Source organism: Mesorhizobium sp. WSM2240 (genome assembly GCF_040438645.1).
Taxonomy (GTDB): domain Bacteria; phylum Pseudomonadota; class Alphaproteobacteria; order Rhizobiales; family Rhizobiaceae; genus Allomesorhizobium.
The window spans coordinates 2496315-2521080 of the sequence record NZ_CP159253.1; the positions used below are offsets into that span (position 1 = coordinate 2496315).

Consider the following 24766-nt stretch of genomic DNA (forward strand, 5'->3'; position numbering starts at 1 on the left):
AGTGGCGATCTTTTCGGAAGCCGATCTTGACCGCCTGGCGGGGCCGCATGTCGCCCGGGCGTGGTTCCTCGAAATGGACCTGCCGGCCGGGCTGACCAGGCTGCACAGCGGCACCGGGCGCAAGACGGTCGGCGGCTTCGAGTGGCGCGGGGTCACGGACCCGATTGGGGGGCAGCTGGTCTCTCTGTCCGGGATAGAGGAGCCGCGGTTCGGCCAGGCGGTGGCGGTCAGCGTGACACTTTCGGGCGCAAACGCCGACTTCTTCAAGTCCGTGCACACCGATGCGCGGGCGATCGAGGGCAAGCGCGCCGATCTCTACTGGGCGACGTTCGATGGTGAGACCGGTGAAGTGCTGATCGGACTGAAGAAGCTGTTTCCGGGCAAGATCACCTCGCCGTCGCTGCAATGGCAGGGGATCGGGCTTCGCACCGTGTCCATCACGATCGAAAGCATCTGGTCGAGCCAGAACTATGCCGTGGGCGGCAAGTGGAACGGTGCTGACCAGCGCCGCCGCTATCCCGGTGACAAGGGCCTCGATTTCGTAGGGGTCAAAGTTTCGGAGAACTGGTCAGCATGACACGCGCCGAGCAGCTGCAGGCCTTCGTGATGGCGGTCGAGGGTAAGCCCGTCGAATGGGGCCGCGACGACTGCACGACCTGGGCCGCGGCCTGGGTGAAAGAGGTTACGGGCAGGGCCGTGCCGCAGCTCGGCTCCTACGCGACGCTCGAGGAAGCCCACACGCTGATCGACGAGGCTGGCGGCCTCGACGTTCTCTGGTCGATGGCGCTGGCGCCGCTCTCGATCTACGAAACGCCGGACCAGCCGCAGCTGGGCGACGTCGGCATCGTCAACACGGCGCGGCTCGGCCATGTCGGGGTGATCTTCGCCCAGGACGGCATAGCGCTGTGGCGCGCGATCGAGGGCACGGCGCTGCTTCGCCCGCGCTCACGGGATATCGTCAAGGTCTGGCACATCTGACATGCGGATCCTGCGCAAGCTCCTGCTGGCAAACATCTGCCTGCCGCTGGCTGCCATGCCCGCCGCGGCCGATCCGGTCTCGATCGGCAGCTTCGTCATCTCATCGCTACTGTCGATCGGGGCAGGGGGCATCTTGCCGGCGGTATCGGCGGCGGCGATCGGCAACGCCGTCATCGGCGCGGCGATCGTGGGCGCATCGCTATTGTCTTCGGTTCTCGGCAGTGCACCGAAGATCAACCCGGGCGATTTCAAGTCGACCTTCGAGACTGGAGACAGTGCGGAAATACGCGGCGTTGGCCGCACGCGCGTCGGCGGTCTGAAGGCCTTCGGCAACACCGCCGGCGGCACGCGCCGGTTCCGGCTGATCTGCCACACCAGGGGAAAGGTCACGGCCGTCGAGGAACATTATCTCGGCGGGCGCGAGGTGACGGTCGAAAGCGATGGCGCGGTCTCCTCGCCGCCCTGGGCGCGCTCCGGCGGCTCGTGGTGCTTCATCAAGTCGAAAGTCGGCGACGGGACGGAAACGGCATGGGACGATCTCTTGACCTATTTTCCTGTGCTCTGGACGGTCGATCATCGCGTGCGGGGAATAGCGCAGTCGCTGGTTCAATACATTTCGCCTGGCATAGCCGACGACAAGTTCACCAAACTCTATCAGCAGGGGCCTCCCGATTACGAGCGGGTCCAGCGCAACGAACCGGTTTATGATCCGCGCGAGGTCGGACAGGACGCCGAGGACGAAGGCACTTGGGCCTATGAAGACAATGGCCCGCTCTGCGCCGCGCATATATTGCGCAGCTATCCGAGCCTCGCCGTCGCGGACTTCGATTACGACGGCATAGCGGCCCAGGCGACGCTTGGGGATACGCTGGTGGCGACGAAGACCGGTACCGAACCGCGCTCGCGCTGCTGGGGCATGTGGGCCTCAGAAACACCGCGCGGCGACGTGATGGACCAAGTGCTGAAGTCGATCGGCGCGGAGATTGTCGCTACAGACGACAACACCTTCAACATCCGGCTGATCGACGACGTGCGCACGCCGGAGATCACCTTCACGGCAAAACACATCATCGACCTGCAGTGGCGTTCCGGTCCGGAGAGTGTCGAGCGGCCGAACATCTGCCGGGTGAAGTATTATTCGCCCGAGCGCAATTACGAGATGACGGAGATCGACCTCACCGGCATCGCCTGGGCTCGCAATCAGGACGAGATCGATCGCGTCGGCGAGCAGATCATGGACGTCGACCTGCCGTTCTGCCCCTCGGCCAGCCAGGCGCAGCGCATCGCGCGACGGCTTTTTGCGCTGGCCCGGGCTGACGCTGGCATCGTCACGACGAACTTCGCCGGGCTGGCGGCCTGGGGCCTGACCGTCGCCGACATCGAGCTGCCGGACCTGGACGTGACGGAAACCTGCGCGATTGGCACGCCGCGGGTGAACGATGACGAGGGCACGGTCGAAATCCCCTTCGTGGTCTGGCCGGTGCTGACGCCCTGGAACCCGGCTGTCGACGAGGCCGCCGCGCCGCCAGAAGTCCCGGAAATGACCTATGAAAGCGAGCTGGACACGCCGGTGGCGCCGAGCGAAGCGTCAGTCGTCCAGTATGCAGACCTGTCATACGAAACACGGGTGAAGTTCACCGGCGTCGACGGCGGGTCGATCGCGGAGGCGGTCTATCGAACCTATACCGGCGGGGAGCCGGACGCCTATTCCAGCATGACAGAATATGGCGGGACCACGACTTGGTATGCCTATGCCGCAGTCGACACCACCGGCGAGAAGGTCGATTTCAAGTGCCGCTTCTTCACGAGTGACGATGAAGGCTCCTATTTCTCGCCGCTGCTGACGATCGACCCGATGGCGATCGACAACACCGCTCCGGCCGCTCCTGGCCTCGACGTCGTCAGCACCGGGCCGACAGAAGGTACGCAATACCACGTCACCGCCACCGCAATCCTCAACGGGATGAACGCCGTCAGCTTCAAGATCCAGCAAAAGATATTCCTCGACTGGACTGATGTCGCGACGAGCGAGGGCAGGCCGGGGACAACGCTGATCTATGAAACGGACGTAGGCGCCGACGCGGAGCCCCAAGAGATTGAGTTCCGCGCTATGGCTTACACGTCGAACGGCACTGAAAGCGCTATCGCAACCGACAACGTGACCATTCCCGGCACCGGCTGAAACGCCAAAACACCTGACAATCTGGAGACTTTGAATGAGCATCTTCACGAAGCTCGCGAACGTGTGGGCGTCGCCTTTCAATGCGGACGGAACCTCGCGGCAGATCGCGCCGAAGGACATGCAGGTCTGGGGAACGGAGATCGAGCGGCTGATCGCGGCGGTTCTCGCAGCGGGCGGCAAGATCTATGAAGACAAGGCGGCGATGGACGCCGATGCTGCTCCTGCGATCGATACGCCGGCGCTTGTGCTTGGCGACGCCACCCAAGCAAACAACGGCCTTTACCGCAAGTCATCGGCGGCGGGCGTAGCTGGCTGGACGCGCGAGGGCGACGTGCCCGGATACGGCGTAGTCAAGTTCGCCAATGCCGGCGCGGGCACCGCCGATGCGATCGTGGCGACCGCGACAGGGCCGGTCTACACGACGGCCGGGGCGCAACTCTATTCAGTCAATATCACGGCCGCCAACACCGGCAATGTGACGCTGAACGGTATCCCGCTGCTGACGAATTCCGGCAACCAGATCGCGGCGGGCGGTCTGACGATTGGGATGAACCCATCGTTCTCGTTTGATGGCACCAGCTACCGGTTGCTCTCTGATCAGGCAAACGCTGCTATTCAAGCAGCTGCCGAGGCGGCGGCTGTCCTCGCGGAGGCGTGGGCTGAAGGCACGGAGCCGGATGGCCCTGGCACAAAATCGGCGAGGGAGTACGCGCTCGAAGCTGCGACCTATTCCGGCGATCTGATACCGGAACTGGTAACGGCCGCCACCTATACCCCGGTCATCGGAGACGCCACGAGCAAGATCAAGCGCCTGTCTGACCCGACTGGAGTGGCGCTGACGATCCCAGCTAACGCCGACGTTGCCTTTGACCTTGGAACGGTACTGACGTTCGAGCAGGTGGCTGCCGGGCAAATCACCGTAGCCGGCGGGGTTGGCGTTACTGTTCGCTTTCCTGACGGCGTGATTGCTAAGTCAGCCAGCGAAGGCGCTGTTTTCCAAGCCGTGAAGATGGCCACCGATGAATGGACTCTCCTTGGCGCTCTTGAAAGCAGCCAGATCGGATACCTTCTCGGCTCAAGGCAGATATTCACAACAAGCGGCACATGGACGAAGCCGGCCGGTTGCCGGGCGGTCATGATCGAAATTGTCGGCGGCGGCGGCGGCGGTGGGGGCGCCGCTGATTCCACGACTGGCAACGCATGCGCTGGTGGTGGCGGCGGCGGTCAATACGGCAAGAAGTGGATCACTTCCGCTCTGGGAGCAACTGAGACGGTAACGCGAGGTGCGGGCGGCGCGGGCGGCTTGGCTGGAAACAACAACGGGTCGGCGGGTACGGCATCAAGCTTCGGCTCTCACGCCTCGGTCAATGGCGGCTCTGGAGGCACAGGTTCATCGGCCTCGACGGGCACACTGCTAAATACCGGGGGCGCCGGCGGAACCGGTGGCACCGGCAGTGACTTCCAGATCAGAGGAGGTGCCGGAGGCCCAGGCATTGTTTCTGCAGGACTACGCATCCCGACGGGCTCGGGCGGCGAGACCGTCTTGGGCTCTCGTGTCGGGCAACCAACCAACAATATAGGCACTGCTGGCCAGAATTACGGCGGTGGCGGGTCCGGAGCGGTCGGCGCTGCTGCAGCCGCTCGGGCCGGCGGCAACGGCGCCGATGGCATCGTAATAGTTTGGGAGTACTACTGATGTTGATGCCAGGCATTGTCGGGCTTGGCGGCGTCAGATTCCTCCAAGGCATCGGCTCCAACGTCTCTCCGGGGCTGCTTCCATTAGAGCGGGCGACCTGGCTACGCGCCGCCGCACCGGCGCTGGTTCCTGATGGCAGCGGCTTTGACGGCACGAACATCTTTATGCCGGTCATCGCCCGCAATCTAGACCGCAGCCCATATCAGGACGGCGACGGCAAATATTATCAGTACTATATCGCGACCAGCGTGGAAGATCGCAGCGGGCTTGCGCTCGGAACGGATTTCGACACATGGACGCGGTATTCTGCCGACCCTGTTCTCGATCTCGGCCTAGAAGGTTCGCCAGATTGGGGCGATGCCCAAATCACTTCCGTCTACTTCGACGGAACCGAGTTCGTCGGCTACTACCAGGGCAACGCCAACGGCAGCGGCTCCGGTGGCGATGAGGTCACGGTTTGCCAGTTCACCTCGGCAGATGGAAAAACCCTGACCAAGCAGGGCATTGTTCTTGACCGAGGACCGGTCGGGGACGCGCTTGATTTGTATGTGCCCCGTCTGGTTCCAGCCGGCCACGATGGCTTGCCGAGGCTCTACTACACCGGGCAGGACGCTTCATCGGTGCGCGGCCTTATGTGTGCCGTTTCATTGTCAGGTAATATTCGAGGGCCATGGACGCGGTTGCGGGACGATCACCTTTACCGGGACGGGTCGAGCTTTCTCGGTGATGCCTGGTACGACGCAGACGACGAGCTCTATCACATCCTGTACAGCCCGCTCGATACCGTTCGGGCCATCATGTACGCCACGTCGGAGGACGGGGAGAACTTCACGCTCCGCAGAGAATTGGTCCCGCGCAATATCGGAGAGTGGGATACGAACCCCTTCAATGCCGGATTTTATGAGCTGAACGGGACTTGGTACATCTGGTTCAACAGCTCGTCATCGATCGGCAACGGCTATCACTACGCCGTGCCGCCAGCATAAACATTGGAGAGGAAATCGCAATGAAGACACAGCTATTCACCACATCAGGCACTTGGGTGAAGCCTCAGGGGTGTGCCGTCGTGACAGTCGCAGAAGGCGGGAGAGGTGGTATAGGCAGTGCCGCCGATAACCAGGCTGGCGGAACAAGCGGGTTCGGTTCTCACGTCACGGCAGAAGGCGGGAGACGTTGCGCCGGTTCGGCCACCGTGACGAAAGATGACATAAGCAGCTAGCGCGGTCCTACGCCGTGCCGGCGTGAGGCGTTTCAAGTAGCTGTTCCTCGCTCCAGTGACGGCGCTCGTATTCCTCGAACGCCTCATCCTCGATGTCATCGCAGAAGCTAGGAAGCGGACCGTCGTGTACGGATTTGACCGCCTCATAGGCGATATCTCTCTTTTTCTTGTTCATGCGCGCTTTCTCTTTTTCTTGGTTGCTCGATTAGTGCGAGTAAACCAGAAGAACCGCTGAGCGGCCCGTTCCACATATGGGTCGCCGCGCTTCTCCAGGCTGTCGAGTTCGTCTTCGTACAAAATTGGGGGCCCGACGTAAGCGTTGACGGCGGCGCGGCGTACATACCGGAATGGTATCCCCATGCTGTCGCTGCGGAGGAAGCGCAGATAACCCGCACACAGTCTGCGCAGTTCGGGAGTGACGGCGATCTGCCGCTTTCCTGACAGAAACTGTTCATACTCCTGGCGTGTTTTCAGGACGTCTGTCCCCACCGGATAGTCATGCTCGTTCCAGATGCTAGCTGGCACCACCGGAACGCCCAGGATCGGAAATTCGACGGTGCCCATCCCGTTCCAGAGAAAGACCGCATCGATATCGCTTGCCATTTCGTGGCTATTGAAGGCGCTGTGGGGCAGAAATATCACGTTGTCCGGAAGGTCACTAGGGATCAAATCCCTAAGCATCTGGACTCCGTCGACGACGATCTCTTTACGCAGTTCATGAGGGTGGGGCTTGATCAGAAGGAGGTTGTCCGTCTTCGCAACTGACGCAATGAGATGGCTCATCCAATCAATGAAATCGGAATGAGCCAATCCTCTGTCGCCCGGTGCGGCAAAATCGATGCTCACTTTGCCCATGGAGAGAAAGACTTTTCTGCCTTTCGATCGAACGTCCCGGATCCGCTTGATGATCGCTTGCCGTTCCTCCGAGCCGGCCTCGGAAAGGCTGCGGTTTTGGGTGATCCACGAAAGGACAGTCTCGTCCGCGTCTTCAGCCATATGGGGATTTTCGGCGAGGAACTGCTTGAACCGGTAGGCCCCTCCGAGGACAGGCGCCCGAAGGTTCGGTTGAGCCGTCATGTCATCTATGACGAGAGTGCTGGCTGCCGAAGTACTCAGATTGCTGAAATAGTTCTCGTAAGAGACGCCCATCGCGACGGCATGGATGTCATGTTTCGCTCCCACTTCATAGCACCACTGACGGATGATGCCGGCTGGCGCAAAATGGCTGTCCATTACCCCTATACGGATGGGAAGCCCGGTTTCCGAAAGCCGGAGTAGTTTTTCGCACAGCGTCAAAGCGACATCGGACTGCTTCAGGAGCACCGCAAAGTACTGCGAGGAATCGGGATCCTCGGCAATATCGATCGTGTATCTTCTGGCCTTTTGTGCGACCCGCTCGTGGAGGTAGGCGAAGTAGTTGATGCCATTCACCTCTGCGACGCCCGCCCGCCAGTCAATGTTCCATTTGTGCCGCAGTTGGTCTGTGGATGTCTCCTCGACAAATGACTGCCCGTCGGGAGCGATGCAGCCGCTTAGGTCGTCGAATGCCTGTATGCCAGTGGCGGGTGTGGCGATGGTAGAGGCGACCGCGGCCACGGATGGATAGCCTTGTTTGCTCAACTCGAACGCCAGCGGAACCATCAAACCCGACACGATTGGGTTCTGCACGTTGTAGAAAATCACGAGACCCTTCGGGGAAGCTGGGCGCGGAGCTCGGGCCAGGAACTCTGAGCCCACCCGAAACTGCTGTATGAGGCCCAGTGTGTGGCCTGCCATGTGCTCTATTTTGGGATGGTTTGTGGCGATATCAGCTTCGTTGATAATCGATGTGCATATCTCTGCGCTGCGATCGTACAACCCACCGTTCAGGAGCGTCCGCAGCAGGCGGTGTCGATTCAGGGCGGAAGAACGCGACCACCGTGCTGAATTCACGATGTTAGCCGCGCGGCGTAGGGAATTCTGCTTACCTAGGCGCTGAACGGTTTGCTGAATGTCCTTTTCAGTGGAGTTTTCAGCAAGCCAATCGGCGACATCCACAGGCAAATGCAATTCAACCATTCGCAGTGTCTCCTGCTATAATCGCTGCGATCTTGTCATGCACCACGCCGACCAGCCTCCGGCCAGTCAGATCGAGAGAAAGCGGCACTTGAGCGTGGACAACGTTGCTGAACCAAATATCGCGGGAATCCTCGAGGATACGCCATGAGACGTGATTGCTGCGAGACATTAATACCGCCGGCGTTCCGACCGCGCCGGCCAGCTCCAGATTAGCGGTAGCTGGAGCTACAACAACGTCCAGGCACTTCAAAAAGGCCGCGGTGCCGTCCATGTCATCTCTGATGTCGCATATATCCTTGGCGAAAACAGCATTGCCGCCGGCGGCCTCAAGCACGCGCTGCCTCTCTTCGTCGGTAAGCTCGCTCTGCAGGATATACCAGTGGGCACGCCGTGACCGGATCAAATCGAGGATGGAGTCGATTTCGGTATAATGTTGGGTGCGGGCGTAGCTTAGAAGGTCGCTTCGCCACGAAAGCCCGATCTTCGGCAGATTATTCGTCGGCAGCTTGGCGGCCCACTGCTTCACCTTCTCAGGGTCAGCAATCAAAAGGGGCTCCTTTTGGCCAAACGCCTCCCTCGCCGGAAGCAATGAGCCCACGGCGTCATACATCGTGGTCACGCGGTCGGAACGGAGCGCTGCATCCCAGCCGCTGTTGTCGAAGAAATACGTGAGCTCCGCAGTCGGAACGTTGTCGTAATTGGGGCCTGCAATCCGGTTCACCACCTTGTATCGCCGCTTGACCGGCAGGAACTGCAGGGAGGGGAACGATCGCACGAATAGGGGGTGAAGTCGCGGATCACAGGTGATCACCTGTTGTTCCCGTCCGTAGGGGAGGTGAGAATACCCCGAAGACCAGCGTATCTCATCGCCGAGGCCGGAAACCGCAACAAGCATGCGATTGTCGGAAGCCAGCCACTTATCGAAGTTGGAGTAGTACCGGTCCTGAAGGTAGCCCTGCTGCATCTGCTGATGGGTGGCCCGCTTTTTGTACAACGACCACGCGGTGTCGAACTTTCCCATTGCGGCGTATGCGGTGAACTCAGCCGGGGAGAACAATAGCTTGTCGGCCGGCGTGAGCTGTCGAGCCTTACCAACGAGCTTCAGGGCCCGCCTGTAATCGCCGTCTTCAATGGCGATCTCGGCCAGCTCCAGATGGGGCTTTGGGTTTTGCGCGTTCTTTTGCGCCAGGGCAGAGAACATCGCGGCTGCTTCGGGCAGATAACCGGCGTGGCGCAGGTATCGAGCTATCCAATAGGCCGAGTTTTCCGAGAGCTTCTTGTCATGCAGAAGGGCGGCCATCTCTCTCATGCCAACATTGGGATCGTCACCGAATTCGTATATCTGCCTTGCAACCGTAAGTCGGTGGGCGCCGTGTGCGATCTCCTGCATTTTTTGCAGGAACTGCGGAATCAGTTCAGAGCAGGTCCCGTCCGCCAGGCTCAACCCGCTCACTAGGTCTTTGAATGTGGCCTCCGGATGATCGAGGATCTTGGAGATTGCGGTAGAAGCGGTTCCGGCATCTTCCACCATCGATGCCAAAGTGGCCTCAGCGATTTCCAACTCGATGGCTCGATGTGCGCCTTCCAAATCTCTAGCTTTGCCGAGGGACCCACGGGCAGTCGCGATGTCGCCGCACTCCATTGCCCGATGTGCGATCTTTATATGAAGCGATGGATCCTTATCCGCCTCCTCAAATGATGAGAGGAATTCGGGGATACGCCTTGGGGCGATGAGCGTCAGGAGCACCATGATGATCGTCTTTTGATCAGCTGGAGGTGCCCCTAAGTGTGCAGTCACAAGCCGCTTGGCATCTCCATCAATTCGCCCCTTTCTCAAGGAGGACAAGAGGCTGGCTTTCAGCATTTCCGCGTTTAGCGGGACGAGCTCAACCGGGAGAGCTTCAACGGCCTTGGCGATAACTGCCTCTGCGGGAGCCGCCGTGGCTTGCCGCGCCGCTCGGAGCGCGGGTGCCATTGTGGCCTGCCGCGCTGCTCGTAGCGCCCGCGCTGGGTCCCGCAGCCGTTTCACGGCGCGGTAGACTCTCCCCAGGGGCCCGTGGAACTGAACCGGGATCAGTTTTTTTATGCGTTGAATGGTCGTCACCCTTTTTGGGAGAGCCGATTTTGTTGACTGTGTCATGATTTAGGACTGCGCCTTGACCAGAAGGAATCGACGTAGTGGTAGTTTATCGGGTGAATCGGGGTAGCAAGTGGTGCCGCGAACATGTCCTGAAGTTCGTAGTTCTTCAAGGCAGATCGATATGTTTCGAATGTTGTAGGTTTCAGCACGCCGTGTTCTCCTGCGCTAGGCGCAACAGTTTGTCCAGTCATGGTCTCCATCAAATAGACATTGGACGCCTTTGAGCAGGCTTTCAGATAATGGCGCACGACATCGGGCTCCATTTCCTGGAAACTCGCGGCGTTCCAAAGCAAGTCGAATTTGAAGTTTCTGATGATTTCTATCTGCCAGTTGCACAGGACGTGCACCTTACCTGGGATGAAATCCGCAGCGGAACTGAAGTTTCGTGTTTTGTCATAGCCGATCAGATCATCGCCAAGCACTGCCGAGAGGTACTGGTTTGCCACATATGATTGGGGCGGAATATCGAGAACGACGATGGTGCAGTTTGGGTGGGCGAGCTTCAGCAAATGGGCCTGCTTTCCGCTCCCGGGACCGATCTCAATAATGACCTTTCGAGACAGGTTTATGAATCGGGAAACATAGACGTATCTAAGGTAGTAGTTGAGCCACGATGTCGTATAAAAGCGCCCCCGGAACATAAACCCCAATGGTCCGCCAACTTTTGAGGCCGGCATGAAACGGACGTCTCGTGCGGGCGATCCGCCGGAATGGCGCTGGAGCAGTTTCATCATCGCATCGGGTGACAACTGCGGCTCGTCGTCAGTCGCGCCGAAAGACGTGAAAACCCGCCGCGGGTCTGCCGGATCCCTTGATGGTGTTCGGAAGTTCACGAGCCCATGCGTGCGGAGATACTCAACAAGGCGCGCATTTTTATCGGCCCAATAATTGGTGGTCTGGTAGATCGAGCCTGCCTGCTGATGATCGGACAGCATTTGCTCAAGAAGAGGCAAATCGTCGTCTACTTGTTTGCGATCAGTCACAAGATCTCCCTAAGCCGACAGTCGCCGCCCAAACTACTCGCATTGACGCGCGACGCGCGCCGCCGAGCCCCCGGCCGGGCTCGTCTCGCACAAGCTTTATGAAAACTCAACGCCGAACAGCAACGAACACGCGCTACTGGATCTCCAGAGTGCGCAAACTCACCGCCTTCCCCTGGGTCGGCTGAGTAGGCGGCCGATCAGTCGGTCAACAGTGACTATGGCGACAACCATCACCAGTGCGCCCAGCCAAAATCCACCATCTATGTAGGTGAACATTAGCATACCCTCCTGAGGTGGCGCCCCACCAGCCCCGCTCACCCCTCGCATACCCCCTCTGAAAACTCAACGCTGAAAGGAAACAGCAATGACCGTGCTCGCTCTGCGCGTCGACTACGACGTCGCCATGGAAGTGGCCTCGCACGAGGCGATCGTGCGCCAGGCCTACAAGGACAGCGTCGGCAAGTGGACCTGGAGCGTCGGGCTGACATCCGCGACGGGCCACATGGTCGAGCGCTATATCGGCAAGCCGCAGTCGCTCGAGCATTGCCTGCGCGTCTATGTCTGGGCGCTCGACAACTATGCCGAAGAGGTGCGCCGCGTGTTCAAGGGTGTGGCGCTGACCCGGGCGCAGTTCGCCGCCGCGCTGTCCTTCCACTGGAATACCGGCGAGATCGGCAAGGCCGTCTGGGTCAAGCATTTCAAGGCGGGCCGGATCGCAGAGGCGAAGGAGGCCTTCATGAACTATTCCAAGCCCAAGGAAATCATCCCTCGCCGGAAGGCCGAGCGCGACCTGTTCTTCGATGGCAAATGGTCGAACGACGGCAGGATGACCGAGTGGACGCGCGTCAAGCCGACCGGCCACATCGACTGGAAGAGCGGCAAGCGCATCGATGTCAGCCGCGAGCTGCGCGCCGCGCTGGCCGGCGAGATCCCTGCATCCGACAAGGTGATCGTCGAAAGGCCGGTGAAGGTGGAGGTTCCTGTCCAAGTCCAAGTCGATAAACCGGTCGTGCCGGACAAGGTCGAGGAGAAGGTCAAGGAGAAGTCCGGCTTCTGGCAGTGGCTGACCGGGCTTTTCGGCTCCGGCGCGCTCGGCCTCGGCTGGCTGGCGGGAATGGACTGGCAGGCGATCGTGGCGGGCGGCGTGGTGCTTATCGTCGTTCTGCTGATCCTGATCGCGCTGCGCAGCCAGATCATCGCGGCCGTCAAGGACATCCGCGATGCGGTGGAGGCGGGCTGATGGGCGGCAACGATCCCATTTTCTGGGCGCTGCTCGCTCCGCGTATTGCCGCCGGTCTGTCCTGGCGTATCGCGCTGCACCACTGGCCGGCGTCGTTGGCGGTCGTGGCGGCCGTCGTGTGGTTGGTGCTCTGATGTTCGGTCTGTTCGACTGGATCAAGCTCGGCGCCGGCTTCACGGCCGGGGCGCTCGCCACCGGGTCAGCGGCGTACCTGGTCGGATACGCGGAAGGGGATGGTGCCGGCTATGACCGGCGCGTCGCTGAGGTGGCCGTCGCTGACGGCAAGGCAACACTGGAAAGGAAGGGCGACGATGCGACGCTCCAAACTCTGTCTGACTATGATCTTTGTGTGGTGGGCATGCGCGGGAGCGGCCTGCCGGTCGACGCCTGTGAGCAGCTGCGGCCCGTTCGTGAAGGCGAACCTTAGTCCGGCCGGCACGGTGGCGCTCATCCAGGCTGATCGGTCGGGGTATGAGCGCGTGCTCGGCAACGATCGCGCCGGCAGCCGGGCAGGGTGCTGGAAATGATCTGGCTCGGGCAGGGGCAGGACTGATGGCGGCGAGCCTGAACGAAATCTACAAGATGCTTGGTGAACTCACCGGAACCGTCAGAGCAATCAACGAAAAGGTCGACGATCTCAAGAACGACATGGGCGAATCGGAGGTTGCCAGCGCCACCAGCCGCGCCAATGTGCACAGGCGACTGGATGAGGTGGTGCTGCGAACCACCCACCTCGAGACCGATATGCTTACGGTCAAGAACAAGGTGGAAGGCGTGGAGGCAGTCACGGAAGACGTCATTTCCCTGCGCCAGCAGGCGCTCGGCGCGGGCACGCTCGGCCACTGGCTGATCAGGATAGGCATCGGCGTGGTCACACTCGCCGGCTGGGCGATCGGGATCTACACCTGGATGACCGGCCGGCCGCCGCCGTAAGAATCCGAGCCGGGGCGGTTTCCTCGGCATTCAACGAAGGAGAAGACCGATGACGGTCCGAGTAAGAGCGAAGTTCAGATGCAGTGCTAAAGAGGGGACTACCGTCTTCCTGCACACCGTCTATTCCGAAGACATCCAGTCCGAGAATGGCCGCTTCACCCAGGCGACGCCCTGGGGAGAGCTTCGCATGAACGTCGACAATCCGAACGCTGCAATCCAGTTCGAGCCCGGTAAGGAGTACTATCTCGAGTTCACGCCGGCCGACTGATCCCGTCCGGCGCAATGGCCCGCTGCTCCGAAAAGAGTAGCGGGCTTTTGCGTTTCAGAAAGGCTGCCATATAAATCCGGCATGATCAGCTTCAACACGGTTCAGGAACTCATCGACGGCGGCTATAAGCTGCATGCCCATTGCCACAATTGGAACTGCCAACACAATCAGGCGCTTGACCTGGTGAAGCTGCGCGAAAGGCTGGGCCCGGATCATTCGACCCTGCACGACGACCTGGTGCCAAAGCTGAAATGTTCGAAATGCGGCGGCAAGAAGATCGGCCTCATCAAGACACCGCCTTCGAGCTCGACTGGCTGGGTCAATCCGTACATCAAGTCGAAGGGTCGATGGGTGTGGCAGCACGTCCGCTAAGTCATTGATTGACGGTGATCGCGAATTTTGCCACACCGTCGCCGAAGTGGTTGAACGGATTGAGATCGCGGCTTCCGGGCGAGGCCTCCAATGCCGCCGCAGCCTTCAGCACGTGAAGGTTGTCCGTTCTACCCGGAATGAAAACGCGTTTGAAATGCGCCGCCAGCGGGTCGTTTGGACATGAACACTGACTATTCCGAACAACGCCGGAAAATGGTCGACGGCCAGATCCGCACCACGGACGTGACCAACCCGGCCTTGCTCGACGCCATGCTGACCGTGCCCCGCGAAGCCTTCGTCAGGGCCAGGCAGCGCAGCCTAGCCTATATCGACGAGGACATTCAGATCGCGGCGCCGGACGGCGACCGCTGCCCGCGTTATCTGATGGAGCCGTCGCCCTTTGCCAAGCTGGTGCAACTCGCCGAGGTGAAACCTTCCGATTTCGTGCTCGATGTCGGCTGCGGCACCGGATACTGCTCCGCCGTACTCTCCAGGCTCGCCAGTTCCGTGATCGCGCTCGAAAGCGATTCCGCGCTCGCCGAATTCGCCACAGACGCCCTTGCCGAACTCGGCTACGACAATGTCGTGGTGGTGCAGGGCCCATTGCGTGAAGGTTACGCCTCGGAGGCGCCCTATGACGTGATCTTCGCCGGCGGTTCCGTGGAGGAGGTGTCTCAGGCGTTTTTCGATCAGTTGAAGGAGGGCGGACGTCTGGTTGTCGTGGTCGGGCAGGGCAATGCCGGCGTTGCCCGCATCTACCTGAAGACGGCCGGAGAGGTCAGCGGACGCAGCGCCTTCAATGCGGCAATTAAGCCACTGCCGGGGTTTGAACGCGTCCGCACATTTGAATTCTGAGCCGATTCTTATTGTCTTGCGCCTGTCGCATCGCCATGTTGGCTTTGAGTTTTGAATTGTCGAATCGTCGTAACCGGGGACGGGAGCGATCGGCAGCAAGCAGAATACGTTACGGCTGACGGCTGCATCAGGCGGTGAGCCAGCGGCTTTCTGCCGAAATGAATGAGGGGATTCTACTCGTGTCTGTACGCCAGGGTATTCTTGCCGCGATCTTCTTTTCAACGACGGCGCTTTCTCCACTGACCGCATCCGCCGAGACAATCTTCGGCGCGCTCACCAAGGCATATCAGCTCAATTCGACGCTCAATTCGGCCCGCGCCGGCGTGCGGGTGACCGATGAAGGCGTGGCGATAGCCAAATCCGGCTACCGGCCGACGATAAACGGCGTGGCGAGCATCGACTACTCCTCGCAAATGGGCACCAGGCTCACCACCGGATCGTTCGGCGTCCAGATCAACCAGATGCTGTTCGACGGATTCCAGACCAAGAACAATGTCGCGGCCGCCGAATCGCGGGTGTTCGCCTCCAATGAAAGCCTGCGCAACACCGAGCAGAACATCCTGTTCAACGCGGCCAGCGCCTATATGGACGTGATTCGCGACCGGCAGGTGGCGGTGCTGCTGGAGCGCAATCTTGAGTTCCTGTCGGAGCAGGCGCGCGCCGCCCGCTCGCGCTTCGAAGTCGGAGAAGGCACCCGCACCGACGTGGCCCAGGCCGACGCCAGCCGTTCGGCCGCCGTCGCGCGGGTCGCCGCGGCGCGGGCGCAGGCGCGGTCGAGCGCCGCAATCTACCGTCAGATCGTCGGCGAGGAGCCGGGCCGGCTGGAGGCGGCAGCGCCGCTCGCCAAGCTTCTCCCGAACAGTCTCGACCAGGCGATCGGCATCGCCTCGAGTCGGCATCCCGCCATCATGGCGACGGAGCATCTGGTCGACGCAGCCGGCTTTACGGTGAAGTCGGCCGAAGGCCAGTTGCTGCCGCAGGTTTCGGCCAACGCAAGCGTAGGGCGGAGTTTCACCGAACGGCATGCCGTTGACCAACTGGGACTTCCGGGCGTCACCGAAGGGTCGGGCAATGTCGCCAGCATCGGCGCGACGCTGACAGTGCCGATCTATCAGGGCGGCAGGACCTCGGCGCAGGTGCGCCAGTCCAAGGAATCACTCGGCCAGGCGCGCATCGAGGTCGACGTGCAGCGCGATCAGGTGCGCGCCGCGGTCACGTCGGCCTGGACACAATACATCGCCGCGCAGCAAACGCTCGCCGCGACGCGCGAAGCCGTAACGGCGGCGCAACTTGCGCTCAACGGCGTCATCGAGGAGCGCAATGTCGGACAGCGCACCACGCTGGACGTGCTCGACGCGCAGGCCGATGTCATCGACGCCCAGATTGCCGTCGCCAATTCGCAGCGCGACCTGGTGGTGGCGAGCTATGCCATTCTGTCGGGCGCGGGCGATCTTTCCATCCGCCGCCTCGGGCTCAAGGTCGCCGAATACAAGCCCGAAGAGCATTACAAGGCCGTCAAGGACATGTGGTTCGGCCTGAGAACGCCGGACGGCCGCTAAGCACGTTCGCTGCCTCCATAATCGCTTGAAGGCCGGCAATTTTCACTTGTGGACCTGACCTGGCCCGGGGCCTGCTTCAGGATAGGCGGGATTCAGGGCAGGCCGGCCTCACCTCAATCACAACACGCCTTAATCTGTTGAAATCACAGAACGCCCGTCTGGGGGGATTCTCGTATCTGCCTGCATCCGCTACGCTGACGCCATGATTCGTTTCCGGCCGTTTTTGGCGGACGGAACATGGCAACAGGTCACAAGGGCGGCGGATGTGACGATGGCACAAGCAGGCAGCGCACAGCGCGAACCTTCGATGGAAGAAATTCTCGCTTCCATCCGCAGGATAATCGAAGACAGCGACACGGGCCGCAAACCCGGTGACGAAACCGCCCGCGCCGAGCTCGATGCGGCAAACAGCGCCGCTTCAGTTTATGAGCCGGCGGGGCGCGACGCCGCACCGGTCCAGGGCGAGGGCGCCGTCATCGAGGTCGACGCCTTCCGGGCCGAGCTCCGCGCGCCAAATCCGGCCCCGGAGCCGAGGAAGCCGGTGACGCTGGCGGAAGTGCAGGCGCAGATCGCCGCCGATGCGCGCAAACGAGCCGGCGAGACTATGCCGGCTGCGGAGCCCGAAGCCGCGCCCGCGATCGAGCCGGCCCGCGAAAACCCGCAGCCGGCCGAAGCGCCGGCGCAACCACATTGGCGCGAAGCGTCGGCAGCCCCGGAGGCGTCAATGGCATTGACCACTGCGGACATCGGCACTTCCGGCTGGGAGCGGCGGGAGGATATTGCGGCCTCGGCGCAGCCAGAAGCCAGTTCGTCGGACCGGCCAACCTCCGCAACAGAACCCTCTGCGGGTCCTGACCTCGTCGGCGAGAACCCTCCCGCGGCCACGGAGAGCAATGTCGCCCGGCCGGCGATCATTTCCGAGCATGCAGGCCGCCAGGTCGCCGCCGCCTTCGGCGAATTGTCGGAGGCGTTCGCCGCGCGAAGCAAGAAGACCTTCGACGAGATGGCCGAAGAAATGATGCGGCCGATGCTGCAGGACTGGCTGGACAACAATCTGCCGACTTTGGTCGAGCGGCTCGTGCGCGAAGAGATCGAGCGCGTCGCGCGCGGAGCGCAATAGATCCCGGGCAAAATCGTCGACGGAACGCGCCGCCCACGGGCGGCGTTTCCTTTCGGGAGCCGGCCGGGCAGGCGCCCGCTGTTGACTCGACCAAGCCCTTCCGATTTACACCGGACCGACTAGATTTCCGGACAAATGCGGACCGCTTCCCATGCTTGAAAAGACCTATGACGCCGGCGTCGTCGAGCCGAAAATCGCCAAGCGCTGGGCGGAGGCCGACGCTTTTGCCGCCGGCGCCGGCGCCGAGCCGGATGCGGAGCCGTTCACCATCGTCATTCCGCCGCCCAATGTCACCGGCTCGCTGCATATGGGCCATGCGCTCAACAACACGCTGCAGGACATTCTCGTCCGCTTCGAGCGCATGCGCGGCAAGAACGTGCTGTGGCAGCCGGGCATGGATCACGCCGGCATCGCCACCCAGATGGTGGTCGAAAGGCAGCTTATGGAGCGCCAGATCCACCGGCGCGAGATCGGCCGCGAGCAGTTCATCGAAAAGGTCTGGGAGTGGAAGGCCGAATCCGGCGGCATGATCTTCAACCAGCTGAAGCGGCTCGGCGCGTCCTGCGACTGGTCGCGCGAGCGCTTCACCATGGACGAGGGGCTGTCCAAGGCGGTGATCGAGGTCTTCGTGACCCTCTACAAGCAGGGCCTGATCTACAAAGACAAGCGGCTTGTGAACTGGGATCCCAAGCTTCTGACCGCGATCTCTGACCTCGAGGTCGAGCAGGTCGAGATCAACGGCAATCTCTGGCATTTCCGCTACCCCATCGAGGGCGAGACCTTCGATCCGGAAAACCCCGCCACCTACATCACGGTCGCGACCACGCGGCCCGAGACGATGCTCGGCGATACGGCGGTCGCGGTCCATCCGGACGATGACCGCTACCGGAAGCGGGTCGGCAGGAACGTGTTGCTTCCGATCGTCGGCAGGAAGATCCCGGTCGTCGCGGACGAATATTCCGATCCCGAAAAGGGCAGCGGTGCGGTCAAGATCACGCCGGCGCACGATTTCAACGATTTCGAGGTCGGCAAGCGCCACAGGCTGCGCGCAATCAACATCCTCACGGCCGAGGCGAGGATAAACCTCAAGGATAACGACGACTTCCTCGAAGGTGTTGATGCAAACCCGCTGCGTCAGGGGGTGTGGGACCAGCTTCACGGCCTCGACAGGTTCGAGGCGCGCAAGCTGGTGGTCAGGGTCATGGAGGAGGGTGGCTTCCTCGAAAAAGTCGAGCCGCACCGTCACGCCGTGCCGCACGGCGACCGCGGCGGCGTGCCGATCGAGCCGTTCCTGACCGACCAGTGGTACGTCAACGCCGAGGAACTGGCCCGGCCCGCATTGGATTCGGTGCGCGAAGGCCGCACGAATTTCGTCCCGAAGAACTGGGAAAAAACCTATTTCGACTGGATGGAGAACATCCAGCCCTGGTGCATCTCGCGCCAACTCTGGTGGGGCCACCAGATACCTGCCTGGTACGGCCCGGACGGCGCCGTCTTCGTCGAGCGCACGGAGGAAGAGGCGCTGGGCGCGGCGATCCAGCATTACATCGCCCATGAAGGGCCGATGAAGGCGGTGGTCGAGGATCTGCTCGAAAATTTCAAGCCCGGCGAAATCCTGACCCGCGACGAAGACGTGCTCGACACCTGGTTTTCTTCGGCGTTGTGGCCGTTCTCGACACTCGGCTGGCCGGACGAGACGCCGGAGTTGAAGACCTACTACCAGACGGATGTTCTGGTCACCGGCTTCGACATCATCTTCTTCTGGGTCGCCCGCATGATGATGATGGGCCTGCATTTCATGGATGAGGAGCCGTTCCACACGGTCTATGTCCATGCGCTGGTCCGCGACAAGAACGGCGCCAAGATGTCGAAGTCCAAGGGCAACGTCATCGACCCGCTCGAACTGATCGACGAATACGGCGCCGACGCGCTGCGCTTCACGCTCGCCAGCATGGCAGCGCAGGGACGTGACGTGAAGCTTGATCCGGCCCGCATCGCCGGCTACCGCAATTTCGGGACAAAGCTCTGGAACGCGACACGCTTTGCCGAAATGAACGGCGTCGCGCGCAATGACGAGCTCTGGCTCGGCGACGCGAAACTGACCATCAACCGCTGGATCCTTACCGAGCTGACGCGCGCAACCCGCGAGATTACGGAAGGCATCGAAACGTTCCGCTTCAACGAGGCCGCCAACGCCGCCTATCGCTTCGTCTGGAACCTCTTCTGCGACTGGTATCTGGAACTGCTGAAGCCGGTTTTCATGGGCGACGATGAAGCCGCCAAGGCCGAAAGCCAGGCGGTCGCCGCCTTCGTGCTCGACGAAATCTACAAGCTGCTCCACCCGATGATGCCGTTCATCACGGAAGAGCTCTGGGCCCACACGGCGGGCGAAGGGCAGGAGCGGCAGTCGCTCATCTGCCATGCGCGCTGGCCCGATCCCGATTTCGAGGATGCCGAGGCGGCGGCCGAGATCAACTGGCTTGTGGAATTGGTGTCAGGCATACGCTCGGTGCGCTCCGAAATGAACGTGCCGCCGGCGGCGATCGCACCGCTGGTCGTTGTCGGGGCGAGTGATCTAACCCGCGCCCGTCTTGAACGCCACGATTCGGCGATCAAGCGGCTGGCGCGGATCGGCGCGGTCACGCATGCCGACGCCGCGCCGCAGGCCTCTGCGCAGATCGTCGTCGGCGAAGCGACTGTTTGCCTGCCGCTCGGCAGCCTAATCGACCTCGATGCGGAGGCCGCGCGGCTGCAGAAGGAACTGGCCAAGGTGACCGAGGAGGTCGCGCGCATCCACAAGAAGCTGTCGAACGAGAAATTCGTCGCCAATGCCGCGCCCGAAGTGGTGGCTGGCGAGCGCGAAAAGCTCGCCGAATATCAGGAAGCGCAGGCCAGGCTGAACGTGGCGTTGGCGAGGGTTCGCGGCGAGGCCTGAGCCCGCTTCGATACTGATTCCTGGCCGGAGCCGAAACTGCCGATTTCGGCTCCAAAACCGGCATGACGTAACGTAACCTGTGGTTGCCCGCATATTTTCCACCCCATTGTTGCCGGAATGTAACAACTTCGCAAAAGCCAGCCAAAATCACACAGTTTTGGTCGATTTTGCAGGTGTATTAGCGATTTTGCGGTCTGTTTTTGCCGAAACCGGGTCGATTTGCGGCAATTTAGAGGTTCGCGTTCTGCCTGCATCCGGCTTCCAACGGCCGCATCAAACCCGCATCGGCAAAAACGCTGTTGCACCCTTTTTACGAAATGGTTCTAGCTTCTTCCCACGTACTTTTGGGGAGAGGGACTTTTATGAATAAACCGCTTTTGAAAACGCTCCTGGGGGCAGGCTGCGTTTCGCTGGCCGTAGTCGGAACGGCGAGCGCCGGCGGCCTCGAGCGCGGCGGCTACAACATTGATCTTTTGTTCGATCCGGCGCGCTTCGCGAGCGAAGCCTCGGTCACGTATGTGATGCCGCAGCGCGAACTCGACGACGTGGTCGACATCAATCCGCTCAATGGCATCGGCTCCAACGGCATTGGTGGAGGGGCCACCAATGGCGTCGAAGATACCGAATCCTACGCAATACCGCGCATCGGCTTCAAGGCTTCCATCGGCGACAGCGTTGATTGCATGGTCGATTATTCGCAGCCTTGGGGAGCGCACAGCAATCCCGGCGCCAACTGGATGGGCGCCAACAGCAACATCGAGACCAAGGTCAACAGCGACAACATAGCCGGCACCTGCTCCTACAAGATGCAGGCGGGCAAGGGACAGTTTCGCGTTCTCGGCGGCGTATTTTACCAGCAGGTCGACGGCTTCAAGGAACGCCTCGTAGCTCCGGTGCCGCTCATTGTGGGATCGGACGCTCTCGGCAATGGCATCGGCCGTCTCGAACTGGAAGGTGAGGGGGTTGGCTGGCGCATTGGTGCGGCCTATGAAATTCCCGAAATCGCATTCCGCGCCAGCCTCGTTTACAATTCCGAGGTCGATCTCGGCGATATTACTGGTACCGTCGATCTGACGCAGATACCGTTTATACCCGGCTCTCCGCTCACCAATCCGCTTTTCGGCAGGGTGACCGATGTTGTAGGCGAGCAATCCATGCCGGATTCGGTCGAATTCAAGATCCAGTCGGGGATAGCGCCTGACTGGCTAGCATTCGGTTCGATCAAATGGGTCGACTGGAGCACGTTCCAGGAGATCAGCTTCTGCGCCGTCGGCACACCGGGTCCATGCACGACGGACAACCAAGTGACTTCTCTCGAACTTCTCTATCGCGACGGCTGGACGGTTTCGGGCGGCGTCGGGCACAAATTCAACGATCAGTGGAGCGGGGCGGCGAGCATTGCCTGGGATCGCGGCACGTCGACCACGGTCGGCATTCAGAGCGATACCTGGACGTTCTCGGCCGGCGCCGCCTACACGCCGACCAAGAATATGGAATTCCGTCTCGGCGGCGCTCTCGGCGTGCTGACCAGCGGCGAGTCGGAGGACGACGAGATCACCTACGAATATGGCAACGATCTCGTGGCGGCGGTTTCGGCTTCCGCCAAGATCAAGTGGTAAGCAAACATTCGCGATGATCAAGCCCGGCCTCGGCCGGGCTTTTTTGTATCCGGCTGCAAGGGCGCATCCTGATTCAGCCCTGTCGATTTGTGATGAATCTGCAACAGTCTCCGGCCAAGCCCTTTGCTACAGTGAGACGGACAAAATCCGCCCATTTCCCGCCATAAACCGGGCGCACGGCGGATTGTGGACGGGCATGCAAGACAAAAGGCCGCGGCGAACGCGGCGAGGACAAGAAATTGGACGCCAAGGTAAATTCCAGGGTGGAACTGCCGAGCAGCGCGGCGGCTCAGGGATACGCACCCCAAAAAACCGGGAACGGCGACGCGATCGGCGCGTTTAAAGCTGCCTGCCTGCCGCAGGCTCCGGGCGTCGCCGGGCGTGGCCGTAGTTTGGCCGAAAATCCGGAGCAGTTTTACCGGAACGGTCGACCGGACATGGCCCGCCCCGCCAAAGGGTCGACAGCGCCGCATTTCGCGGCGGTACGGAAGAAGCATGCTGTGATGCGTATGTCGGATGCTTTGAGAACGACTGTTTTGTCGGCGCTGGTTGCAGCCGCTACCTTTGGCTCGGCAGGCGCGGCGCTTTCATTCGAAAACGATATTTTTGACGATTCTGGTGAGGTGAAGGCCGAGTCGAACCCGTGGTCGGTGTTCCAGTTCGGCTATTCCGCCTACAAGAGCGGCCACAAGGATCAGGCCGTCGAGGCCTATCGCTATGCCGCCGAAAACGGCCAACTCGGTGCGACCTGGAAGCTGGCGCGCATGTACGCCGAGGGCGACGGCGTGGCGCGCGACGATTACGAGGCGTTCAAGTTCTTCTCCGAGATCGCCAAGCAAGATGTGGAGCCGGGCAGTCCCGAGGAAAGCTACATGTCCGACGCGCTTGTGGCGCTCGGCAGCTACTGGAAGAAAGGCATCCCGGGCAGTCCGGTCAAGCCCAATCCCGCCGCCGCCCAGGAATACTACATGCGCGCCGCGGCCAACTACCGCAATCCCAATGCCCAGTTCGAGATGGGGAACATGTTCCTCAAGGGCGAGGGCGTGAAGGCGAGCGTGCGCCAGGCCGGCCGCTGGTTTCAGCTAGCGGCCGAAAAGGGCCATGCCGGCGCGCAAGCCACGCTCGGCAACCTCCTTTTCCAGAGTGGCAAGGTCGTGCGCGGATTGGCCATGATGACGGCAGCCCTCGAACGCGCATCGCCGAATGACCGGCCCTGGATCCGCGGCATGCAGGAAGAGGCCTTTGCGCTCGCCGCAGAAGCCGACCGGCGCACCGCGATCGCGCTTGCCGACGACATCCTGACCAAGGGCAACCAATAAAAGCCTGGTTCTAGGTTCGCGGCGAGAACCCGTCATGTTGCGGCAGGTCGGAATCGAAACCCTTCAGCAGGGGGAGCCGCGCGCTGACCCAGATATTGTCCAGCGCCTGGATGGCGTCGGCCGCGTCGAGCGTTCCGATCGAAACGTCGATCGTCGATGAGTCCTGGTAGTCCATGTAGATCTGAGCGCCGCAATCGGGACAATGCGCCCGATGGACTTCGGCTGACGTGCGTCGCACGGCCGGCTGTTCGTTCGTGAAGCTGAAACTCTCGCGGGGAAAGCACACCCAAGTCATGAACGCCGCGCCTGACGACCGGCGGCACATGCTGCAATGGCAATGAACGGCATATCGGTAAGGCAGGCGTGAGCGGTAACGGATCTTCCCGCAAAGGCAGCCGCCTGTTGCAGCCGCGACGCCCATCAGGCGGCTGTCAGCGCCAGCTCCACCGCCACAGGAACGTGGTCGGACGGCTTTTCCCAGGCCCGCACGTGCTTTTCGATCGCCGCCGATGAAAACCGGTCGGCGGCTTCCGGCGACAGCAGCAGGAAATCGATGCGGATGCCGTTGTTCTTCTGCCAGGCGCCTGCCTGATAATCCCAGAACGTATAGGTGTCCGGCGCGTCGGTGACGGCGCGAACGGCTTCGGTAAAGCCGAGATTGCAGAGCCGCCGGAAAGCCTGGCGCGATTCCGGCTGGAACAGCGCATCGTTCACCCAGGCCGCCGGGTTCTTCGCGTCGACCGGCTCTGGGATGACATTGTAGTCGCCGGCCAGAATTAGCGGCTCCTCCAGCCTCAGCCGCTCCGCAGCCCATTGCTCGAGCCTCGCCATCCAGGCCAGCTTGTAAGAGAATTTTTCGGTGCCGATCGGATTGCCGTTGGGCAGGTAAAGCGAGACGACCCGCAGCACGCCCTTTTCGGTCGAGAACACGCCTTCGATGAAGCGCGCCTGCTCGTCGCCGTTTTCGCCGGGCAGGCCGCGATTGACCTCGTCGAAGCGGTATTTCGACAGGATCGCGACGCCGTTGAAGCCCTTCTGGCCGTGCGTCTCGACATGGTAGCCGAGCGCTTCGATCTCGATGCGCGGGAACTGGTCGTCGACGGATTTGATTTCCTGCAGGCAGACAATGTCCGGCTGGCTGTCCCTCAACCATACCAGCAGATTGCCGATCCGGGCCTTGATGCCGTTGATATTCCAGGTGACGATTTTCATGTTGCGACCGTTATCATGAACGCATCCCGGCGATCACCTGAAAAATGACCGGGCAAGAAAAAGGGCGGGAGAGTATCC

At 61.3% G+C, this 24766-nt stretch carries 23 protein-coding genes; 17 read left to right on the plus strand and 6 right to left on the minus strand.

The window, feature by feature from the left end; all coding sequences use genetic code 11:
• The first annotated feature begins 1 nt into the window (after position 1).
• Genes ABVK50_RS12175 through ABVK50_RS12195 form a run of 5 tightly spaced genes read left to right on the plus strand, consistent with a single transcriptional unit; the run spans position 2 to position 5842 of the window.
• Positions 2 to 577 (plus strand): transcriptional regulator, encoded by a 576-nt coding sequence (locus ABVK50_RS12175; protein WP_353641315.1) that lies wholly within the window; start codon positions 2 to 4, stop codon positions 575 to 577.
• The gene (locus ABVK50_RS12180) at positions 574 to 978 is read left to right on the plus strand and encodes a hypothetical protein (protein ID WP_353641314.1); all 405 of its coding nucleotides are present in this window, start codon (positions 574 to 576) and stop codon (positions 976 to 978) included. Before ABVK50_RS12175 ends, ABVK50_RS12180 begins: the two co-directional genes overlap by 4 nt.
• Position 979: 1 nt before the next feature.
• A complete protein-coding gene (locus tag ABVK50_RS12185) occupies positions 980 to 3160 on the plus strand; it encodes a phage tail protein (protein ID WP_353641313.1) in 2181 nt (726 codons plus the stop codon).
• A 34-nt stretch (positions 3161 to 3194) separates the two neighbouring features.
• Positions 3195 to 4856 carry a hypothetical protein gene (locus ABVK50_RS12190; RefSeq protein WP_353641312.1) on the plus strand — a complete coding sequence of 554 codons (1662 nt, stop codon included), beginning with the start codon at positions 3195 to 3197 and terminating at the stop codon, positions 4854 to 4856.
• A complete protein-coding gene (locus ABVK50_RS12195) occupies positions 4856 to 5842 on the plus strand; it encodes a hypothetical protein (RefSeq protein ID WP_353641311.1) in 987 nt (328 codons plus the stop codon). Before ABVK50_RS12190 ends, ABVK50_RS12195 begins: the two co-directional genes overlap by 1 nt.
• Positions 5843 to 6082: 240 nt before the next feature.
• Here ABVK50_RS12195 and ABVK50_RS12200 read toward each other — a convergent pair whose 3' ends face one another.
• The 4 genes from ABVK50_RS12200 to ABVK50_RS12215 form a co-directional block, all read right to left on the minus strand.
• Positions 6083 to 6250 carry a hypothetical protein gene (locus tag ABVK50_RS12200; protein WP_353641310.1) on the minus strand — a complete coding sequence of 56 codons (168 nt, stop codon included), beginning with the start codon at positions 6248 to 6250 and terminating at the stop codon, positions 6083 to 6085.
• Positions 6247 to 8133, minus strand: a complete 1887-nt coding sequence (locus ABVK50_RS12205; RefSeq protein ID WP_353641309.1) for a hypothetical protein — start codon at positions 8131 to 8133, stop codon at positions 6247 to 6249. Before ABVK50_RS12205 ends, ABVK50_RS12200 begins: the two co-directional genes overlap by 4 nt.
• Entirely contained in the window at positions 8126 to 10108 is a 1983-nt protein-coding gene (locus tag ABVK50_RS12210; protein WP_353641308.1) for a hypothetical protein, read from the minus strand. Before ABVK50_RS12210 ends, ABVK50_RS12205 begins: the two co-directional genes overlap by 8 nt.
• A gap of 161 nt (positions 10109 to 10269) precedes the next feature.
• On the minus strand, positions 10270 to 11256 hold the full coding sequence (locus ABVK50_RS12215; RefSeq protein ID WP_353641307.1) for a putative sugar O-methyltransferase: 987 nt from the start codon (positions 11254 to 11256) through the stop codon (positions 10270 to 10272).
• 364 nt (positions 11257 to 11620) lie between these two features.
• On the opposite strand from ABVK50_RS12215, the gene ABVK50_RS12220 reads away from it, so the two are divergent.
• The 12 genes from ABVK50_RS12220 (at position 11621) to ABVK50_RS12275 (ending at position 23476) form a co-directional block, all read left to right on the plus strand.
• Positions 11621 to 12496: a hypothetical protein gene (locus ABVK50_RS12220; protein ID WP_353641306.1), complete on the plus strand. Its 876-nt coding sequence runs from the start codon at positions 11621 to 11623 to the stop codon at positions 12494 to 12496.
• Positions 12496 to 12630 carry a hypothetical protein gene (locus ABVK50_RS12225; RefSeq protein ID WP_353641305.1) on the plus strand — a complete coding sequence of 45 codons (135 nt, stop codon included), beginning with the start codon at positions 12496 to 12498 and terminating at the stop codon, positions 12628 to 12630. The genes ABVK50_RS12220 and ABVK50_RS12225 overlap by 1 nt, the downstream gene beginning before the upstream one ends.
• A complete protein-coding gene (locus ABVK50_RS12230) occupies positions 12630 to 12923 on the plus strand; it encodes a hypothetical protein (protein ID WP_353641304.1) in 294 nt (97 codons plus the stop codon). The genes ABVK50_RS12225 and ABVK50_RS12230 overlap by 1 nt, the downstream gene beginning before the upstream one ends.
• Before the next feature lie 125 nt (positions 12924 to 13048).
• Positions 13049 to 13429, plus strand: a complete 381-nt coding sequence (locus ABVK50_RS12235; protein WP_353641303.1) for a DUF1515 family protein — start codon at positions 13049 to 13051, stop codon at positions 13427 to 13429.
• 49 nt (positions 13430 to 13478) lie between these two features.
• Entirely contained in the window at positions 13479 to 13697 is a 219-nt protein-coding gene (locus ABVK50_RS12240) for a hypothetical protein (protein ID WP_353641302.1), read from the plus strand.
• Positions 13698 to 13778: 81 nt separating this feature from the next.
• Complete coding sequence (locus tag ABVK50_RS12245; RefSeq protein ID WP_353641301.1) at positions 13779 to 14069, plus strand: hypothetical protein; 291 nt, start codon at positions 13779 to 13781, stop codon at positions 14067 to 14069.
• A gap of 180 nt (positions 14070 to 14249) precedes the next feature.
• Entirely contained in the window at positions 14250 to 14924 is a 675-nt protein-coding gene (locus ABVK50_RS12250; protein WP_353641300.1) for a protein-L-isoaspartate O-methyltransferase, read from the plus strand.
• Positions 14925 to 15082: 158 nt separating this feature from the next.
• Positions 15083 to 16483: a TolC family outer membrane protein gene (locus tag ABVK50_RS12255; RefSeq protein WP_353641299.1), complete on the plus strand. Its 1401-nt coding sequence runs from the start codon at positions 15083 to 15085 to the stop codon at positions 16481 to 16483.
• A 271-nt stretch (positions 16484 to 16754) separates the two neighbouring features.
• A complete protein-coding gene (locus ABVK50_RS12260; RefSeq protein ID WP_353641298.1) occupies positions 16755 to 17603 on the plus strand; it encodes a PopZ family protein in 849 nt (282 codons plus the stop codon).
• 151 nt (positions 17604 to 17754) lie between these two features.
• A complete protein-coding gene (locus tag ABVK50_RS12265; RefSeq protein WP_353641297.1) occupies positions 17755 to 20538 on the plus strand; it encodes a valine--tRNA ligase in 2784 nt (927 codons plus the stop codon).
• 362 nt (positions 20539 to 20900) lie between these two features.
• A complete protein-coding gene (locus ABVK50_RS12270; RefSeq protein WP_353641296.1) occupies positions 20901 to 22157 on the plus strand; it encodes an OmpP1/FadL family transporter in 1257 nt (418 codons plus the stop codon).
• Positions 22158 to 22660: 503 nt separating this feature from the next.
• Positions 22661 to 23476 carry a tetratricopeptide repeat protein gene (locus ABVK50_RS12275; protein ID WP_353645954.1) on the plus strand — a complete coding sequence of 272 codons (816 nt, stop codon included), beginning with the start codon at positions 22661 to 22663 and terminating at the stop codon, positions 23474 to 23476.
• Positions 23477 to 23486: 10 nt separating this feature from the next.
• On the opposite strand, the gene ABVK50_RS12280 is transcribed toward ABVK50_RS12275, so the two are convergent.
• Both ABVK50_RS12280 and xth read right to left on the minus strand, forming a co-directional pair.
• Complete coding sequence (locus ABVK50_RS12280; protein ID WP_353647033.1) at positions 23487 to 23897, minus strand: GFA family protein; 411 nt, start codon at positions 23895 to 23897, stop codon at positions 23487 to 23489.
• Positions 23897 to 24688 carry an exodeoxyribonuclease III gene (gene xth, locus ABVK50_RS12285; protein ID WP_353641294.1) on the minus strand — a complete coding sequence of 264 codons (792 nt, stop codon included), beginning with the start codon at positions 24686 to 24688 and terminating at the stop codon, positions 23897 to 23899. The genes ABVK50_RS12280 and xth overlap by 1 nt, the downstream gene beginning before the upstream one ends.
• Positions 24689 to 24766: the final 78 nt, after the last annotated feature.